16 protein-coding genes are annotated in these 18,621 nt (G+C 49.1%); 11 read left to right on the top strand and 5 right to left on the bottom strand.

Features of this window, described 5'->3' with window-relative positions:
* Positions 1-108: 108 nt before the first annotated feature.
* Complete coding sequence (locus ACFVRY_RS25720; protein ID WP_387503136.1) at positions 109-708, top strand: DL-endopeptidase inhibitor IseA family protein; 600 nt, start codon at positions 109-111, stop codon at positions 706-708.
* A 45-nt stretch (positions 709-753) separates the two neighbouring features.
* Here ACFVRY_RS25720 and ACFVRY_RS25715 read toward each other — a convergent pair whose 3' ends face one another.
* Together ACFVRY_RS25715 and ACFVRY_RS25710 are read right to left on the bottom strand one after the other, a co-directional pair.
* On the bottom strand, positions 754-1,161 hold the full coding sequence (locus tag ACFVRY_RS25715) for a CBS domain-containing protein (protein WP_387503135.1): 408 nt from the start codon (positions 1,159-1,161) through the stop codon (positions 754-756).
* Positions 1,162-1,476: 315 nt separating this feature from the next.
* Complete coding sequence (locus ACFVRY_RS25710) at positions 1,477-2,907, bottom strand: VanW family protein (RefSeq protein ID WP_387503133.1); 1,431 nt, start codon at positions 2,905-2,907, stop codon at positions 1,477-1,479.
* 207 nt (positions 2,908-3,114) lie between these two features.
* Here ACFVRY_RS25710 and ftsE point away from each other — a divergent pair, with 207 nt between their 5' ends.
* The 5 genes from ftsE to ACFVRY_RS25685 all read left to right on the top strand — a co-directional run bounded on the left by ftsE (position 3,115) and on the right by ACFVRY_RS25685 (position 9,035).
* Complete coding sequence (ftsE, locus tag ACFVRY_RS25705) at positions 3,115-3,801, top strand: cell division ATP-binding protein FtsE (protein ID WP_387503132.1); 687 nt, start codon at positions 3,115-3,117, stop codon at positions 3,799-3,801.
* Positions 3,791-4,705 carry a permease-like cell division protein FtsX gene (gene ftsX, locus ACFVRY_RS25700; RefSeq protein WP_066378746.1) on the top strand — a complete coding sequence of 305 codons (915 nt, stop codon included), beginning with the start codon at positions 3,791-3,793 and terminating at the stop codon, positions 4,703-4,705. Before ftsE ends, ftsX begins: the two co-directional genes overlap by 11 nt.
* A gap of 71 nt (positions 4,706-4,776) precedes the next feature.
* Complete coding sequence (locus ACFVRY_RS25695; protein WP_387503131.1) at positions 4,777-6,060, top strand: murein hydrolase activator EnvC family protein; 1,284 nt, start codon at positions 4,777-4,779, stop codon at positions 6,058-6,060.
* Between the two features lie 118 nt (positions 6,061-6,178).
* Complete coding sequence (locus ACFVRY_RS25690) at positions 6,179-7,651, top strand: S41 family peptidase (RefSeq protein ID WP_387503130.1); 1,473 nt, start codon at positions 6,179-6,181, stop codon at positions 7,649-7,651.
* Positions 7,652-7,730: 79 nt separating this feature from the next.
* Complete coding sequence (locus ACFVRY_RS25685; protein WP_387503128.1) at positions 7,731-9,035, top strand: PDZ domain-containing protein; 1,305 nt, start codon at positions 7,731-7,733, stop codon at positions 9,033-9,035.
* A gap of 623 nt (positions 9,036-9,658) precedes the next feature.
* On the opposite strand, the gene ACFVRY_RS25680 is transcribed toward ACFVRY_RS25685, so the two are convergent.
* Positions 9,659-10,312: a response regulator gene (locus tag ACFVRY_RS25680; RefSeq protein ID WP_387503127.1), complete on the bottom strand. Its 654-nt coding sequence runs from the start codon at positions 10,310-10,312 to the stop codon at positions 9,659-9,661.
* A gap of 133 nt (positions 10,313-10,445) precedes the next feature.
* Positions 10,446-11,597, bottom strand: a complete 1,152-nt coding sequence (locus ACFVRY_RS25675) for a sensor histidine kinase (protein ID WP_387503126.1) — start codon at positions 11,595-11,597, stop codon at positions 10,446-10,448.
* A 171-nt stretch (positions 11,598-11,768) separates the two neighbouring features.
* On the opposite strand from ACFVRY_RS25675, the gene ACFVRY_RS25670 reads away from it, so the two are divergent.
* From ACFVRY_RS25670 to ACFVRY_RS25650, 5 genes are all read left to right on the top strand, one after another.
* Positions 11,769-12,704 carry an ABC transporter ATP-binding protein gene (locus ACFVRY_RS25670; protein WP_387503125.1) on the top strand — a complete coding sequence of 312 codons (936 nt, stop codon included), beginning with the start codon at positions 11,769-11,771 and terminating at the stop codon, positions 12,702-12,704.
* A gap of 18 nt (positions 12,705-12,722) precedes the next feature.
* Positions 12,723-13,895: an ABC transporter permease gene (locus ACFVRY_RS25665; RefSeq protein WP_387503123.1), complete on the top strand. Its 1,173-nt coding sequence runs from the start codon at positions 12,723-12,725 to the stop codon at positions 13,893-13,895.
* Complete coding sequence (locus ACFVRY_RS25660) at positions 13,888-15,048, top strand: ABC transporter permease (protein ID WP_387503122.1); 1,161 nt, start codon at positions 13,888-13,890, stop codon at positions 15,046-15,048. Before ACFVRY_RS25665 ends, ACFVRY_RS25660 begins: the two co-directional genes overlap by 8 nt.
* Positions 15,049-15,303: 255 nt before the next feature.
* Entirely contained in the window at positions 15,304-16,470 is a 1,167-nt protein-coding gene (locus tag ACFVRY_RS25655; RefSeq protein WP_387503121.1) for a cation:proton antiporter, read from the top strand.
* 54 nt (positions 16,471-16,524) lie between these two features.
* Positions 16,525-16,713: a hypothetical protein gene (locus ACFVRY_RS25650; RefSeq protein ID WP_387503119.1), complete on the top strand. Its 189-nt coding sequence runs from the start codon at positions 16,525-16,527 to the stop codon at positions 16,711-16,713.
* Between the two features lie 87 nt (positions 16,714-16,800).
* On the opposite strand, the gene ACFVRY_RS25645 is transcribed toward ACFVRY_RS25650, so the two are convergent.
* Entirely contained in the window at positions 16,801-18,486 is a 1,686-nt protein-coding gene (locus tag ACFVRY_RS25645; protein ID WP_387503117.1) for a methyl-accepting chemotaxis protein, read from the bottom strand.
* Positions 18,487-18,621 lie beyond the last annotated feature (135 nt).

Below are 18,621 nucleotides of genomic sequence, written 5' to 3'. Positions count from 1 at the left end.
TGATTGGCGTTTTCATTGGCTCTTGGATTGGGTATTTTAGCTTACGGGGTGTAATAAGCATCTTTAAGCGCACTTTTGTGACTAGTTTTGAAAAGGAGGAAATACAAGATGAATAAAAAATGGATGATTGGGGCAATGGCCATTTCCCTAGGACTGCTGTCAGCCGGAGGAGGGGCGATGGCAGCTTCGACATTCACAGCAAACCCTCTAGTAAAAACAGTGGGGGCCTCGATACCGGGCAAGGAAGGTCCGGCGACGATTAACAATTTGACTGAGAAGAGCATCATTCCACTGCTAGTACATGCGAAGGCTATCTTTTCCTATGCGAGCCAGGGTGGCGGCGATTACAAACGGGAGATTTTTCAGTATAAAGGCGACGAATACCGGTATCTCTCCAGCGACATCGGAACAGAGCAGAAACTGTTGCAGTACATAAAAAAGGCGTTTACCCATAATGCAGCAGTTTATTATACCCGGTCACAATTTATGGTTCATGAAGGAAGGATGACGCAAGTGAACCGGGATTATGGGACATCATTGGATTTTGAAAAGGCTACAGCCCGGATGGTCTCCAAAAATGCGTTAGCCGCAGTATTTGAATTGACAGTTCCCTATAAGAATCAAGGGGCTAACAAGGATGTAATCGTAAAGCTGAAGAAGGTGGAGGGATACTGGAGAATTGATGTGTCACCGAATGCTCTTTTTTAAGAGAGAGTGGAGCGCGGAGAATTGTCAGTACAAATAAAAAAAGCTCTACTGCAGGCAGCGGAGCAGATCGGACGGATAGGCAACGCCGGCATATTTTCCGTTACGAGTGACAATTATGCAATCATCCTTAGATTCATCAGGACGGTCGGTAGCCGCCGCCATCACGGTCTCCAGAGGGGCTTCAATGTCCAGCATTAGTGGAGCCTTGTTCATTAGCTTCAGGATTGGCTCGCCGTAGAAGGAATCCGCGCCCATCCGGCCGGTAGCACGCAGGAAGAAACGTTCACTCATCAGCAGTCCCAACGGCTCGTTAGCTGCATTGCAGACAACAATACTTTTAGCTTCGGGATGTTGGAACATCACACGCAACGTTTCACGGCAAGTACGGGCAGCATAGACAGCGGGTTCAGTGCGAATCAATCCTGCAAGATCATTGATAATAGCTGTAGTCATTTTAAGTCATCCTTTCGAAATCAGGTGTATTCCTACTGTACTCCTGAATCGTAAACTGCGATGGTTCTCTGCGTAATTTACCCGTAAAAACAGGTAGACTACCTGTAAACGACTATGAAAATAAAACGGTCGAACCTTCGCGGGTCCGGCCGTTTTTGATAGATGGAATGAGCACTCTGCATGCTGCTGGGCACAATCATACGCAATTACGATGGCTGCGGTGCGCGTCCTTGTCAGAGGCGGTGCTGGCTGCAACACATGATAGGCCTAGTAGGTTGGTGCTATAGCTGTTAAGCATCTTATTCTAGCCGTCAGCTATTGGCTGCTGCGCACGCCATCCTCCATAAAAGGCCGTTCTGTCGCTTCTGGTACCGGGTACCGGCCCGCACCGGGTTGATTGGCTGCGACCAGCCGTTTTTGCGCGGGGTAGACGTCACGGGACAATCGGGAGGTTTCTACGACTTTACCGTCGACATAGCGGGTGATGTATGTCTCGACTACATATCCTGTTTTGCCCTGCTGGATTACGCGGGAGCTACCAGGCGATAGGGAGGCATCGCGGACGAAAATATCCTTCGGAGGCAGAATCTCTACCGTTTTCGATTGGATTCCATAGCTGATATTTTTGGGAAACGTGCCGAATAGTTTAACTGTCAGGGCGCGCCCCTGAACCTCGGCTTGGATAATGATGTATTTGCCGGTATTATTCCGGAACCGGAAGTTGATATATCCTTCAGCGAACGTAGCATCCTGTCCCTTTGGCAGATAATTGACGGGTACAGAATGATTACGCCGCTCCACAATCTCAAGTCCAGTGCGCAGCGCGGCATTGTACAGTGTACTGGATACCTGACAGATGCCGCCGCCCATGCCGGGCTGCAGCCTGCCGCCGACGATGACCGGCGCCTCCCGGAAACCATACTCCTGACGGGCTTTTTCAATGGCTTTGCCATAATCAAATACAGCACCCGGCGGGAGAATGGTTCCGTTAACGGCTTTGGCCGCGGCATCTACGTTATGGGTACGGCCTGGTCCGCTGGTGCCGAGTGAAGTGCTGAATTGTGTGATTTTACGCTCGATACCCTGATTTTTTAATTCTTTCAGGGTTATCGCCGGTTCCAGCACGGTTAAGGGAACTTCCAGAACAAGTGGGGTATCCTGTAGATCCTCCAGCTGTTGGAAGTTTGTGGGGACCGCTGCCTGTAAAGTAGTCTCCAGAGCGGTCCAGTTCACCTCGCGTGAATTGGTTCCAGGTGTGTAGACTACCTGATCGCCAGGGGTAATGACCCGGGTGGCGTCCACCGGTACGCCGAAGGCGGATCTCTCCCAAGCTGGGCTGAGGATACCTTTGAGCTGCTTGATATCCAGACGAGAGGTCAGGCTCCAATTATGCGGAAAGTTGCGGCGGGCGCTGAAGCGGTCCCACAGATTTCCTTCTTTAAGCTCCTGGAGGGCTTGCAGGAAAGCAGGAGCTTTGTAGATCAGTCCAGCCTGCTTTAGGGTGGGGACAATATCCGTAGCGCCATCCGCCTTCATAATAAGGGGGAGAGCTTCGAGTGCGCGAAGCCGCTGCTCGAGACCGGAGCGAACATCATCGATATTCATGCCACCAATCTCCCAGCCGGCAAGGTTAATTCCGTCAGGCAATGTGCGCTGATTCGTATAGAGATGAAGCCCGCCGATGACAAGTGAACCTGTCAGTATAAGACCGATTAATGCAATAAGGGCTGCGTGAATTTTTTTCATAGGAATCTCCTCTTGAGGGGTTGAATTGGTTAGGAAAGCCGTGATATTTCAAGTATATGTGCGGTCAATGTAAAACTTTCGGGTACTCAAGGAGTAACAGATTTGTTACAATAGAGACGCCTGCTGTAAAGTGCAGTTTATGGAAGTCTGGGCTGGACCCTGTCGAAGACTTCACGGCGGAATATGTCATAATCGGGAAGTGATAGAGTGATTGAAATGCAGGATGTGTGGAAGACGTACCCCAATGGCACTCATGCGCTGCAGGGCGTGTCCGTTAAGATTGATCGAAACGAATTCGTATATGTTGTCGGTCCGTCTGGCGCTGGGAAGTCGACTTTCATGAAATTAATTTATAGAGAAGAGATGCCGACCAAAGGTCAGATTTCCGTGGGCGGTTTCAATATAGGCAAGCTCAAACCGCGTAAAATTCCTTATGTGCGACGGAACATTGGTGTAATCTTTCAGGATTTCCGGCTGCTTCCGAAGCTGACGGCCTTTGAGAACGTTGCTTTTGCAATGGAAGTGATTGAAGCGCCGAAGAAGATTATCAAGAAGCGGGTCATTGAAGTACTAGATCTGGTAGGTCTGAAGAACAAAGCCAACCGCGAGCCTTCTCAGCTCTCAGGCGGTGAGCAGCAGCGGATTGCTATTGCCCGGGCGATCGTTAATAATCCGTCAGTTATTATTGCGGACGAGCCTACAGGTAACCTTGACCCAGAGACCTCCTGGGACATTATGCAGCTGCTGGATGAGATCAATTTCCGTGGTACTACGATTGTTATGGCTACACATAACCGTGACATTGTTAATAAAATGCGCAAGCGGGTTCTGGCCATCGAGAACGGCAACATCGTGAGAGACCAAGTGAGAGGGGAATACGGTTATGAGTTTTAAAACCTTCTTGCGACACGTGCGGGAAGGCTTTAAAAACGTATTCCGCAACGGCTGGATGTCCATAGCCTCCATTACCTCGATTGTCGTCTCGTTGTTCGTGCTAGGTGTCTTTATTCTGCTTGTACTTAATGTGAACGCTATCGCCGATAAGGCGGACAGTCAGGTCCAAATCAATGTGCATCTGGCACTTAATACCGACCAGAAGCTGCGCGAGACGGTGGAGAATGAGATCGGCAGCATGCCGGAGGTCAGCAAGATTACTTTTGTCTCCAAGGAGCAGGGACTTAAGGAGTTCCGTGAAGATATGGGCGCGGACGCCGCCGAGCTTCTCGAAGGGTTCGATGAGGACAATAATCCGCTGCCAGACAAGCTGGTAATAGAGGTTATTGAGCCGACTACCGTCCCTTTTGTGGCAGAAAAGATCCAAGCGCTGAACGAGACCCATGAAGAGCAGCCTATTTATAAAGTCAATTACGGAAAAGGCTCGATCGAGACGCTGTTTAAAGTGACGCGTGCCGTGCGCAATATTGGTTTTATCTTTGTAGCAGGACTGGGGTTGATGTCCATGTTCCTGATCTCCAACACGATTCGCGTAACCATTTTGGCCCGTCGCAAAGAGATCGGCATTATGAAGCTGGTTGGGGCGACAAATTATTTTATTCGCTGGCCCTTCTTTATAGAAGGGGCACTGATCGGATTAATCGGTTCATTGGTTACCTCGGGCCTGCTTTACGCGGGTTACACCAGTCTGTTGTCTTCTGTGCAGGGTGACCCGATGCTGGGTCTTAAGCTGATCCCGTTCGGTGAGATTTGGATGCTCCTGTGCGGTCTGCTGGTTGGGCTGGGCATGCTGATTGGCATTTGGGGAAGTACCGTGTCCATTCGTAAGTTTTTGAAGGTATAACGAGATTTCGAAGATTTAAGCCAGGCTTTTAATATTAATTTTGATTTTGGATAAAGGATGGGGAGTGCGAGTTGAAGAAGATTGCTGCCGGGTTAGCCGTATTATTGCTGACTGTCACTATGTTCGGACCCTCTGAAGGATATGCCAACAAAAAGAGTGTCGCCGAAATCGACAAGCAGCTCAAGAAGCTGCAGCAAGAAGTTAAGGAAGCCAAAGAGCAGCAGGTGAAAGCTGCTTCGCGCAATCAGGAAGCACAGCACTATAAGAACAAGACTAATATGAATTTGCAGTATGTGCTGGGGCAAGTAGATATGGTTAAAGGGAAGATGAAAGATATTTCTGGGAAAATTGCTGATACAGAGATGTCGCTGAATCAGACGGCTGTTCAATTAGATGATGCGGAAGCGCGTATCGCTTCTCGGGAAAAGGTTCTGGAGTCTAGGGTGCGTCTTATGTATACGGACGGAGCCGTATCTTATCTGGACGTGCTTCTCTCCTCTAATAGCTTCACTGACTTTCTAGAGCGGGCGGATTCCCTGAAGCTTATCGTAGATCAGGATCAGGATCTTCTGGTCCAGCATAAGGTGGACAAGCAGCTTGTCATCGACAAGAAGCAAGAGTTGGAAGGAAAGTACGCACAGGCCAAGCAGCTCTATACCGATTTGGAGGAGCAGCGCAGTCTGCTGAAAGAGAAAGAAAAGGATAAACAAGAACTTATCGCTTACTATGACAAGGAAATTCAGGATACAGATGATATCAGTGAGGAACAGAATGCGAAGCTTGTAGAGCTTGCCAGTCAGCGTTCTTCCTTGGAGAAAGAAAAGGATAAGATCAAAGCAGAGGAAGCGGCGAGAAAGGCAGCCGCTGCTAAGGCAGAAGCTGCCCGCAGAGAGGCCGAGGCCAAGAAGAAGGCTGCGAAGGCAGCAGCTTCTTCAAGCTCCATAGCTTATGCAGGTGGAGACGGTCCGCTTTTGAGACCTGTAGGTGGAGCACGAATCTCTTCTCCTTATGGCTACCGAACCCATCCGGTCACGGGAGAAGTAGGTAAGCTGCATACCGGAACGGACTTTGCCGTTTCGCAGGGAACCAGTATCCATGCTGCAGATTCCGGCACAGTGCTGGTAGCGGAGTGGTGGAATGGTTATGGTAACTGTGTAATTATTGATCATGGCGGCGGCATGTGGACGCTGTACGGCCATATTCGTGACGGCGGGATTAAGGTTAAGGCCGGTGATCACGTGAGCCGTGGTCAGGTCATTGCGGAGTCCGGTTCCACTGGTCGTTCCACAGGCCCCCATCTTCACTTTGAAGTTCGGATCGACGGTAAGCCGGTTAATCCGATGCCTTACTTGTAATTTCGGGACTTATAAATATTAATTGGACATAGGGCATATACTGGAAGAGATACCGTTCTATGCTGAACGGGTAAAACGCAAGGTTCGAGAGAGGGACAAGAAGGGACGGTGGGAACTGATGTTGAAGAAGAGCACAGCGGCGTTTTTGATGATCGCCGCCCTACTGTGCGGCAGCTTGCTGACCCTGAGTGTGACCGGCTATATGCAAATTTCCGGACAGGCTGCAGGGCAAGGAGCAATCTCCTCTGCGCTGAACGGAAGCAGCGGCCTGGATCAGAAGGAATCTAAGAAGCTGGGTACGGCCCTGGGTTTGATTGAGAGTAATTACTATGAAACTGTTGATCGGAACAAACTGATCGACGGTGCTGTCAATGGGATGATGGAAGCGCTGGGTGATCCGTATTCCAATTATATGGGGAAAGAAACGGCACAGAAATTTGAGGAGAGCATCGAAGGCTCATTCTCCGGAATTGGAGCCGAAGTCTCCTCGGAGAATGGCAAAGTTGTCGTTGTGTCCCCGATCAAAGGATCTCCTGCTGAGAAAGCGGGCATTCAGGCCAAAGATGTGATTCTTTCCGTCAACGGTGAATCTCTGGAAGGTCTGGAACTGAATGCGGCGGTTGCAAAAATTCGCGGTCCGAAGGGTAGCAAGGCTACGCTTAAAGTCCAGCGCGCCGGCTCTGCAGAGCCGCTAGAATTTGCGATTACTCGTGATGACGTGAAGCTGGAGACCGTTTATGCGAAGCTGGAGAAGGACAATGTGGGTGTCATCGAGGTGACCCAATTCTCCATGAACACAGCAGAGCGGTTCAAGGAAGAGCTGGACAAGCTAGAGAAGCAAGGCATGAAGGGATTGGTCATCGATGTCCGTAACGACCCTGGTGGCGTGCTTCCTGTAGTGATCCAGATGGCGGAGCAGTTCGTTCCTTCTGGCAAAACCATTGTGCAAGTTGAAGACAAGAACAAGAAGCGTGAGCTTAGTAAATCCAAAGGATCCAGCAAAGCGTATCCGGTTGTTGTCCTAATGAATAAAGGTAGCGCAAGTGCATCGGAAATTCTGGCAGGGGCCTTACAGCAATCCGCAGGCGCCAAGCTGATCGGTGATAATTCGTTCGGTAAGGGCACGGTTCAGACCAGCTTCGACAAGCAGCTCGGAGATGGCAGTTTGCTGAAGATCACGATTGCCAAATGGCTGACACCTGACGGCACTTGGATTCACGGCAAAGGCATCAAGCCAGATATTGCAGTGGCTCAGCCCGACTATTTCTCGGTAGCTCCGATCAATAAGAGCGCGACCTTGCAATACAACATGAACAGCGCAGATGTGAAGAGTGCACAGATTATGCTGGATGGGCTAGGCTATAAGCCGGGCCGTAAAGATGGATATTTCGACGCTGCTACCAAAGAAGCGGTGAAGAAATTCCAGAGTACAGCTAAGCTAACGGTCACAGGCATTATCGATGCCAAGACTGCGGAGACTCTGGAAGCTGCACTGATCAAGGCTATCCAGAATCCAGCCAATGATAATCAACGGAATAAGGGAATTGAAGAGATCCAGAAGGAAATCAAGTCGGCATCGTCGAACAAGTAAGAAGGCTGAATTCAGCCTTCTTTTTTTCTTTGATTTTAGAGAAATGTAGTAACCGGACGAGAAGGAGCGTGACGAACGGTTGAATGTGATGCTGGAACTGTTGGGAAGCTTGGGCAAGGCAGCGTTGAATTTGCTAATCCAGCCCTATTACTATATTGCTCTTATCTTTGTTGCCCTATATTACCGAAGACAGGTAGCCCTGGAACGGAAGCTGATTCATGTAAAGTTGCATAGTCCAGGTCAGGAAATCTGGCGTACGGTCTGGAGTGGCCTGGTTATGGGACTTCTGGTATCCGTAGCTGCTGTCTTACTGGGCGTTTCGATCTCTGGTCCAGCAGTGGCCTGTATTTGGATTGTTACTCTGCTTCTACTACTGATTCGTGTTCGTTATCTATGTTTTGCCTATGCTATAGGCATACTGGGCATTATACAATTCGTGTTTTCTTTCTTCCCGAATGCTCTGCAGACGGGGACAATCGGAACTCTAGTTACCGGTTTGCGGGAAATGGATATTCCAGCCTTGCTGGTGCTGGCCGCGTTGCTGCATCTGGCCGAGGCCCTGCTGGCTCGTTGGCAGGGCCCCGGATTGGCTTCGCCGCTCTTCCTGCAAGGCAAGCGCGGCAAGGTCGTCGGTGGCTTCCAGCTGCAGGCCTTCTGGCCGCTGCCGCTGTTCTTGCTGGTTCCTGCCGCTGCTGGAACCGGAGATCTGTCATGGCAGCCGCTGCTGGGCGGCGGGCTAGGCATTGTGTCCCTGCCCGTCATCATCGGCTTCAGCGAGATGACGCACAGCCTGCTGCCGGGGCGCAAAGCGACCCGTACGGCAGGGCGGCTACTGATCTACAGCGGCGTCCTGCTGGGCCTCAGCCTGCTGGCCTTCTTGTGGAGCCCGCTGACGCTGCTCGCAGCGCTCGCAGCGGTCCTTCTGCACGAAGGGCTGTCCTGGTACAGCGCTCTGGAAGAGCGCAGCAGCAGTCCCATCTTCGTACATCCCCCGCGCGGCCGCAAAGTGCTGGCCGTGCTGCCGGGTAGCCCCGGGCAGGAGCTGGGTATCCTGCCCGGCGAGGTCTTGCTCAAGGTCAACGGGGTCCTGTTGACCGAAGCCGCGCAGCTGCATGAGGCGCTGCGCAAGAACCCGGCGTTCTGCAAGCTGGAAGTGCAGAACCGGGCAGGCGAGAGCAAGTACCTGCAGACCGCCATCTATGATGGTGATCATCACCAGCTCGGCATCATACTTGCGCCAGAGCCGGATGAGACGACCATTGCGCTGGCGAAGCCGACGAGCATTTTTGGCATTATCAATTTGCGGACAAGCATTAGCCGCAGTCGTTCAGCGGCCAATGACCTTAAGCGGGCCAAACCTGCTGCTGAATCCAAGGCGGACTAGTCCCTTAGAGATGCTGTTGAACACACGGTCCACGCCTGTTTGTTTAAAGTAGCTGAATCCAAGGCGGATTAGGCCCTTGGCGATGCAGGGTGTTTCAGAGCTGTGGCACAATTGAATCTGTGGAAGTTAGAACAAGAGACTAATGAGCCTTCTGTCTACCTTTGAAAAAGTAGAACTTCTGAGTCTGGGGTTAACAGGAAATTCTCCTGTTAAATTACGTGAAATGACATAAAGTGCTGGGTTAACAGGATAAAATCCCGTTAATCCAGCGCTTTATTAGGTTTTCAGGGATTTAATGAGGAAAGAACGGGATCTTTTCCTGTTATTCTTACAAAGCTATGGTTTAGCGGCAGAATAACGGGATTTTCTCCAGTTGTTTCTACGGGCAAGGTTATTAATCTGTTATGTAAATTGAAGTTAAGATTCTAAAATGAGGTTAGGTTGCAGTGGCAGAAACGTTGGAGCTTTTAGTCGTTGCTGCTCGCCATCACGCGTGCCAGCGCTAGTCACGATCACCACTCCACGATCACACTCACCGTCACACGGCCACCACTCACGATCACACTCACCAGCGTTATCCACCAGAATCTTGACCAACCTGTCTTTATTGCCAATCGCTAATATTAATCCCGAATATTCTTCAAATAAAAAATCGCAATCTGCGTGCGGTCGCGAAGGCTGAGCTTGCTCAGGATGTCGGTAATATAGTTTTTGACGGTACCTTCGCTCAGGAATAAGGCACCGGCAATCTCCTTATTGGAGTGCCCTTCGGCGATGGAAGCGACAATAGCTTGTTCGGCTTTGGTTAGCCCGTAAGCTTCGAGGCATTGCGCGGGCGTGTTTTCCTGTTGTGCCGTGGGTTTTAAGAAGGTAGCCAGCTTGCGGGCGATATCGGGATGGATTAGCATGTTGCCGTCATGAACGGTTTTGATCCCCTGAATGATACGGTCTGGCGGAATGTTCTTCAGCAAGTATCCCTGCGCTCCGTTCCGAAGGGCCTCGATAATATAATCATCGTCGTCGAAGGTGGTCAGCATCAGCACAGAAATCTGTGGATAGCTTTCCTTGATCAGCCGTGTGCCTTCAACGCCTCCGCAGCCGGGCATACGAATATCCATAAGCACCACATCTGTCGCCAATCCTTCGGACAACAAAGCTAGTGCCTCATTGCCGTCCCCCGCTGTTCCAACCACCTCTATATTGTCGTCCATACCCAGCAGTACCTTCAGGCTCTCACGGATAAACGAATCGTCGTCAACAATCAGAACTTTGATCATAATGTTCAGCAGGTCTCCTTTAATTTGATTTATGATTAAATTTTCAAGTTTAATTCAGGATCTATCTCAATATCCGCTGTCTAGGAGGACTAACGCCATCTGAGTAAGATGTTGAGCATCATTTTATACAAAGCTAACGTATTTCAGTCTGCTTATATACAGGCAGCCGGGTGATCAGGGTGAACTCCGGTTCCAGCCGCAGCTCCAAGGTACCGCCGACCAGGGCGGTCCGCTCCTCCATGCCTTTTAGCCCCATGCCGCTTCTACTCTGCAATCGGTTCTTATCATGGGGGAGCAAGCCATTGTTGCTAATCTCCATGGTCACCTCGCCGAGGGAATAGCCAAGCCTGATGGAAATCGCTGTGGCCTTGCCGTGTTGCAGCCCATTGGTGATAGCTTCGCGCGCATTTTTATAAAGTATGACCTGCAGGCTTGGGTAGAGCTGGAAGGGCATGCCTTCCACCTTGTAAGAGGTGACTATTCCGGTATCGCGGCCAGTTTCCTCCAGCAGTCGGTCAAGTGCATAAGCACCTTCAAGCTGAGGCGCGTAGTTAATACGCCTAACAGCTGCGCGCATATCATCCATGCTGGCCGAGAGCTGGTCGCGTATCTGGACCATGAGGGCCATTCCAGCGTCAGGGGAAGAAGGGAGTGTATGAATGGCAGCTTCCATCATCATTTTCACCCGAATTAGCCGGTGTCCAATATCATCGTGCAATTGGCGGGCGATTCGTACTCGTTCCTCAGATTGGGCGGTATTCTCTACTTGGGCTGCGAATTGCTGAAGCCGGGTTCGAGCCTCATCCAGCTCGAAATGCCGCTTGCGCAGCTCATCGTAGAGGAACAGCGTTTCGGCCTGACCATGCTTGGCCCGGTGCAACAATACCACTAGACAGGCAGCCAACAGGAAGGCGAGATTGATGGAAGCCAGCGCAAGCTGTGAGCTAGAATGAAAGGCGGTATTAAGTGCGATCAAATGCACCACAGCAAAGACCACCGGCACCGGTCGCGGCTGAAGCTGTGAATAGAATAGTAGGGACGATATCGCGGGAAAGATCATCAAAGGGCCATACTGACTGCACAGCCAGGCTGTAAGTAACATCTCACTACCGCTGAGCAATGCCCGAAAGGCCAGGGGCAGACGTCCTTCCATCACGACCAGCAGCAGAAGAATCAGCAGGTGCAAAGTGAACAGCTCGTAATCGGCATATTCCTGAATATGCATGGTTATCAGCGCAGGGATCACAATAAGTCCGTAACGCAGAAATGTCAGTTCTCGGTTCACGGGAGGTGCCTTCCTTTTGTTCATTTTATATTACTTAGCATAGCATACAGGTTGTGAATTTCAGGAGATGACTTTTGTCACCTTCATAAAGTGACCTTCCGTACCTTACCTTCCATGCTTCCCACGATACAATAAAGACATAACAGTTTGAACTGACAGGAGAGATGATGCATGGCACTTGCGGTACTGACCGATGTAGTGAAACGATATGACGGCAAATTGACAGTGGACCACTTGAACGTCAGCATTCAGGAGGGAGAAATCTTCGGCTTGCTAGGCCCTAACGGTGCGGGGAAAAGCACAACCATCAGCATGCTCTGCGGTCTCTTATCCATGGATGGCGGTAGCATCGAGGTGGACGGAATTTCGGTAGCGGCAAATCCCCTTGAGGTGAAACGAAGAATCGGGCTAGTGCCGCAGGACCTTGCACTCTACGATGTCATGACGGCAGCGGAGAATGTGACGTTCTTCGGTAAACTATACGGATTGCGTGGCAAGTTGTTGAAAGAACGTGTGGAAGAGGCACTAGCTTTTACCGGCCTTAGTGATCGGGCGAAGGATAAGCCGTCTTCTTTTTCCGGGGGAATGAAGCGCAGATTGAATATTGCCTGTGCCATCATGCATCGTCCGCGGCTGATTATTATGGATGAGCCGACAGTAGGAATTGATCCCCAGTCACGCAATCATATTCTGGAATCGGTCAAGAAACTTAATCAGTTGGGTTCTACGGTGATTTATACCAGTCATTACATGGAGGAGGTCGCTGCGATTTGTGATCGGGTGGCGATCATGGATAAAGGCCATATCATTGCCTGTGGTACGGAAAAGGAGTTGCGGGAGAGGGTGGCTCGTGAAGAGAAAATCGTGATCAAAGCAAGTAATATCAACCCTGGGCTGATTCAGGAGATTGGTCTGCATCCTCGGATTAACCGGGTAGAGGTCAGGGAGGATGTTGTGGACATATATCTGCCTTCCTCTCAAGACGAACTTCAGGATATCTTGTTTATTTTCGCCAAACACGAAGGAATTATTGCTTCTCTACATGTCGACGAGCCTAATCTAGAGACACTGTTCCTGAGCCTGACCGGACGGTCACTACGGGATTAATGGAGGTGGGATAAAAGAATGAATACATGGACCATTATGACCTACGAGCTTCGCCGATTGTTCCGTTCAAAAGCGCTTCTGTTGAATCAGTTCTTGCTGCCCCTTGTGCTAATCTTTCTGCTCGGTTCCTCATTGTCGGGGGTAGTAGGCGGTCAAAGCAACCAAACCATCCACTCCGTTAGGGTTGGTGTAGTCAATCTACCGACCAAGAACACGGCAGAATCGTCACTCGTGGCAGATTTTCTGTTAACACCTGAGCTAGAGGATATCATCATTCCTGTATCTTTGCCAAGTCGAGAGGCGGCAGAGAGCGGGCTGCGAGCAGGGAAATATGGATATGCCGTCATAGTATCCCCAGGTTTTGATCAGAAGGTACAGAGTGGGGAGCAGGCTCAGCTGGAGTTTATCCTTGGCAAAGATCATACCAATAACCTGGTGGCCGGTACGGTGTTCGACAACTTCGTCAACCATATCAATGATATTCAGGCGGCGACATCGATTCTGGGTCCAGAAAGTCTTACCGCGTTTGCCCCTTCGAATGAGGGTACGACATCCGCTCTGAAGTTAGGAGAGCTTGGGGAGGACGGGGGTTCATACAGTGCCACCCAGTTCTATGCGGTGTCGATGCTATTAATGTTCCTGCTCTATTGCGGCCTGACTGTTAATATTTCGTTGTTCAATGAAAAGGAAGAACATACACTGTTTCGACTGAACTCTATGCCTGTCAAAGGCTCCCAACTGTTCATCGGAAAAATGCTTGGTGTGGGTACGGTCTCTATAGTGCAATGTACGGCTATTATTCTGCTATCGCATTGGCTGTATGGCGTGTATTGGGGTAATCATCCCCTTCTGCTGATACTTTTCTGTCTGTTGATGATTATTGCGTCCATGACGCTATCTATCGTAGTGTCTATGTTTTTCAAAAGCGGAGCAAGTGCCCGCAGCGTAATTACTGTGCTCACCGTCTGCATGACATTTCTGAGCGGAGGGATGGCTCCCCTCCCCGAATCCTGGGTCAACTCTGTGGGAGCATTCACGATTAACCATTGGATGATGCAGGCGATTCTGGGGATGATGCTGCATGTGGATGTATCCAAGATCATGCCTAATTTGTTGGCCATGGCGCTGATCTGTATTGTCCTGTTTGGTGCAGCCCTCATCTCATACCGGAAGGTGGGTTACCATGCGTAACATCATGACGATTGCCTGGAATATGGCAAAGCGAACCATTGGTTCCCGTTCCGGGCTGCTGATCTATATTATTTTGCCTTGTATTGTTGTATCGGCGATAATAACAACTACAGGCAGCGCGGGCGAGGAACCTGCTATAGTGCTCTACGCCAATCAGGACAGCGGTGCAGGTGGCCAACATGTCATTGCGGAGCTTGCCGCGACCGGGGACTACAAGTTGGTCCAGACTTCTAGCGAGTCAGAGCTAAAGGCCAAGGTTACGGATCAAAAAGGGACGGCGGGCGTGTTCATTCCAATTGGTTACACGGAGGACCTGCTTGCCGGGAAAAAGCCGCAGATCAGCTTTTATGAGCTGAAAATCTCGGAGAGCTCGATCATGCTCCAGCGTAAAGCCGGCGACATTGCCGGTCGGATGGGCCATACAGCTGAGGCAGTGCGGACGGCTAGTGCAGCCGGGGGCAATGCTGAATCTAAGTTCTCCGCAGTATTGCAGCAGGCTGAACAGCATAAGGTCGGAAGTAGGCGTACCGATTATAATCTATATCCTCGATCGGAGCAGACTAGTGTCACCGGCTTTACATTGTTGTTCCTAATGGGACTTGTGACCAGTTCCGTCTCTATCATTGTCAAAGACCGAAGGGACAGAACCATGATGAGAATGTTTAGTGCTCCTGTTCATGCTTACGAGATCGCTATAGGCAACTTCCTGGGTAGTTTCCTTGTCGGGTTAATTCAGATTATCACATTACTTACGTTGACTCGTGGAATCATTGGCTATGATTTTGGGGTTCCGTTATATCTCTACTTCCTGGTGTTGGCTGCTTTTATGCTGGTATCTATGGGGATTGCTAGCACCATCACCGGGCTAGTCCGTAACCAGAATAACACCGGTATACTGAACGCACTCATTCTAACCCCTACCTGCATGCTGGGTGGCTGCTTCTGGCCGATCTCGATTATGCCGGATTACATGCAGAAGATTGCCAACTTTGTTCCGCAAAAATGGGCAATGCAGGCGATTGATATCGCCGCAACCGGAGGTGGCTGGTCTGAATTGCGGCTGCCATTCGCCATTTTGGGTCTCATGGCAGCTATATTGCTAGCGATTGGATCAGCGACGCTCCGACCTAATGAGGCAGGAAGCGGAGCATAGGCTGCCAACTTTAAACCGATAGTTAACATACAGTTTCTCCCGAGAGATAATTATTGAAGAGTTAAGATAATAACGCATAATCACTAAGGGCAGACATCGCCGCAAACCCATGTTATAATCATTTTATATTTATTCAACTGCATATTTTATTGTTTTTTGGAGGAGCCTGTCACCAAGGGCTCCTCTTTGTCTTTTTTAGGATATCATTAATACCGTAGGAGGGGCCTGGGCAGAGAAAAAGGAGTGGGAGAAACCATGCAATTCATTCTTTATCTGATGTTGATTTTGTTATTTACTAAGTTGGCTGGGGATTTATCTGTAAGACTGGGGCAACCAGCAGTTTTGGGTAAGCTGATCATCGGGATTGTTCTAGGACCTGCAGTGCTGGGGTGGGTACAGGATGGGGAATTCATTCATTATATGTCGGAGATCGGCGTGCTGTTGCTGATGTTTATAGCAGGTCTGGAGACGGATCTGGAGCAGCTCCGCAAAAACTGGAAATCGGCTTTTGCTGTGGCAGTGGGTGGGATCATATTACCCTTTGCAGGTGGCTTTGCTATAGGGGAATGGTTCGGTTTTGCTGACCATAATGCCTTGTTTATGGGAGTCATTCTGAGTGCTACCTCTGTGAGCATTTCTGTCCAGGTTTTGAAGGATATGAACAAGCTGAATTCGGGCGAGGGTTCAACCATACTCGGCGCTGCCGTAGTCGATGATATTCTGGTAGTGATTTTACTGGCCGTGCTGATGAGCTTTTTCGGTACAGGGGCAGAAGTGTCTATCGGACTTCTGATTGGTAAAAAGGTGCTTTTCTTTGCCGTCGCGATCGTCGCGGGTGCCTTCCTAGTTCCAAGGCTGATGAAATGGCTTGCTCTACTTAGAGTTACTGAGGCTACGATTACTGCAGCGCTCGTGATCTGCTTTGGTTATGCGTACTTTGCTGAACTGCTCGGGATGGCTGGGATTATCGGCGCTTTTGCTGCCGGTATTGCTATTGCCCAGACCTCATTTAAACATACGGTAGAGACCAAGATTGAGCCCATTGCATATTCGATTTTTGTACCGGTGTTTTTTGTGAGTATAGGGTTGAACGTGACTTTTGCCGGTGTAGGAGGACAGATTGGTTTTGTCGTACTGCTCACGATCGTCGCCATTCTGACCAAAATGCTGGGCGGCGGTCTTGGGGCACGTTTGACCGGCTTTAACACCCGTTCCTCTGCAATTATCGGCGCAGGCATGATTTCACGGGGGGAAGTTGCCTTGATTATAGCGGCTACTGGACTACAAAGTGGGCTGCTGCATCCAGAGTATTTCACATCCGTAATCATTGTAGTGATTGTGACAACTCTTGTCACTCCGCCACTACTGAAATACATGTTCCGTGAACCAGAGAAGGTGGAAGTTGAGAAAGCGCAACTGTGAATAATTTCATATAAATGTTATAATTAATCATCCTTTACAAAAGGAGCTGACGTTATGTCCGATGGTCACAACATACCACCGCAGCCTCCACCAATGGATCCTTATGGAGCCAAAGCGAATTTTGATGTCAACGAAAAGAAATTGCATCTCGAAGGACCTCCAGGGTTCATAAGACAAGTGACGAATCTGCTTATTGTGGTGGGAATTATCGCATTTATTGTTGTTTTAGTGAGAGTTTTTTGATGAAATCATCAATTTAATCTGAAGAGCGGACGGGTGTATGCCCGTTCGCTCTTTGTTGTTAAATAAATCTTTAGTTGCGATAACGGCCTAAACCTTGAATCTGTCGATTTGACTATGTAACCGTTCAGCCATTTGGGATAGGGATGAAGCAGAGGAGAAGATTTCTTCCATAGAGGCCAGTTGCTCCTCTGTTGAAGTGGAGATCTCTTGAATGCCGGATGCAGACTCATGGGCAATCGTAGATATAAATTCCATTAAGTTGTTGACTTGTTCTGAACTTGCAGACATTTCTTCTGCAGAAGCAGCAACTTCTTGAATTTGTGTTAATACTCGTTGTACCGAGCGATCGATATGCTCAAATGATGTGCCCGCCATATGTACTACAAGAATGCCTTCATCCACTCCTTGTATGCTGGCCTCCATAGATTGCGCTGCGTCCTGTGTCTCCTGTTGTATAGTTGAGATTAGTTCGGCAATCTGGCGTGAAGACTGGGAAGACTGTTCAGCAAGGTTTCGAATTTGACTTGCCACTACTGCGAATCCTCTGCCTTGTTCTCCTGCCCGTGCCGCTTCAATTGAAGCGTTTAATGCCAGCAAGTTTGTTTGTGCGGCGATGTCTGTAATCATTTTAACAATTTCCCCAATACCCTGGGATCTCGTCTCCAACCCATGAATCACGTTCGATAGATTTTTGATGGTTTGATGAATGGAGCTCATCTGATCCATAACCCGTTGAATGACCTGGCTGCCTTCAAACGATTTTTCTGCGGCATCAGAGGCGGAGGAGGAGACATTTTGCGCATTGGCAGCAATATGTTGTGCGCCTGAGGACATTTCATTGACAGCCAGAACACTTTCTCTTACGCTATGAGTCTGTTTGTTGGAGCCGGTGGCCACTTCTTCTATGAAGGTAGCAATTTGTTCTGTCGCTACGTTAGTCTGTTGAGCGCTTGCGGTCAATTCTTCCGAAGCCGCTGCCAAATGCTCGGCACTTGTAGTGGTTTGGGCAATCAGTTCCCGAAGATTCGTCACCATTTGGTTGAAGGATTTAGCTAAATCACCGACCTCATCCCGGTTCTTCGTCTCGATGGCTTTAAGAGTCAAGTTACCCGAAGCGATTTCTTTGGCGGCGTTAGCGATAGAAACAATGGGTTTGGAAATGATTCTGGAGATAAGGATACCAACAAGAATAGCCAGTAAGAAGGCGATGATACTAATTATCATTATCACCCTTTTGATGGAGTCGACCATCGCTGAGTTGTTTTTGGCCCCTTCATCAACTAGCTTCTGCTGTCTGTCAGCAATACTGTTCGCCAGCTCCTGCATATCCCGACCAATCTGAAGTACATCGGTAGAGGACTTTATTCCAACTTCTTTATTTGAATCTATTAATGCAGCAACCTTGGTGGCATCTTTATTAAATTGTTGATTCAGTTCATGCAATTTTTTGATGTCGTTTTTATCGATATCCAGCCGTACCATACTTAAAGTGGCGGTCGCAAGTTCTGACATTTTCCCATTCACATCATGTAGCTTATCAAGCTGCCCTTTGTCCTGGTTGAGCATATAATCGCGTAAACTGCTCATTTGCTGTATAGAGTCTGCTCGGATATCTTTGGAGTTAGCTAAAATCTTCTCTCGCCTGCTAACCAGATCGGTGTACGATTCATCAATCTCCTGTAAATAGTAAAAAGATATGAAACTGATAAATCCTAAAAAAATTGCAATAATTAAAAAACCAGTTAATATTTTGTTGCTGATACTAAACCTCATAAGTCATCCCCTTTTGAAATCAACTATTCCTCACAATTCGACAATAACACGATTTTCCATTCTTGAGAAGTCGATTTATTAGGTTGTTATCTGAAATTATGAATGAATGCAGATAGATGTGATAATTCGTATTAA

It is taken from the genome of Paenibacillus sp. NPDC057934 (assembly GCF_042887565.1).
Lineage (GTDB): Bacteria > Bacillota > Bacilli > Paenibacillales > Paenibacillaceae > Paenibacillus_AQ.
The sequence above is the reverse complement of the archived record's forward strand: the minus strand, read 5'-3'. Positions and strand labels throughout refer to the sequence as shown.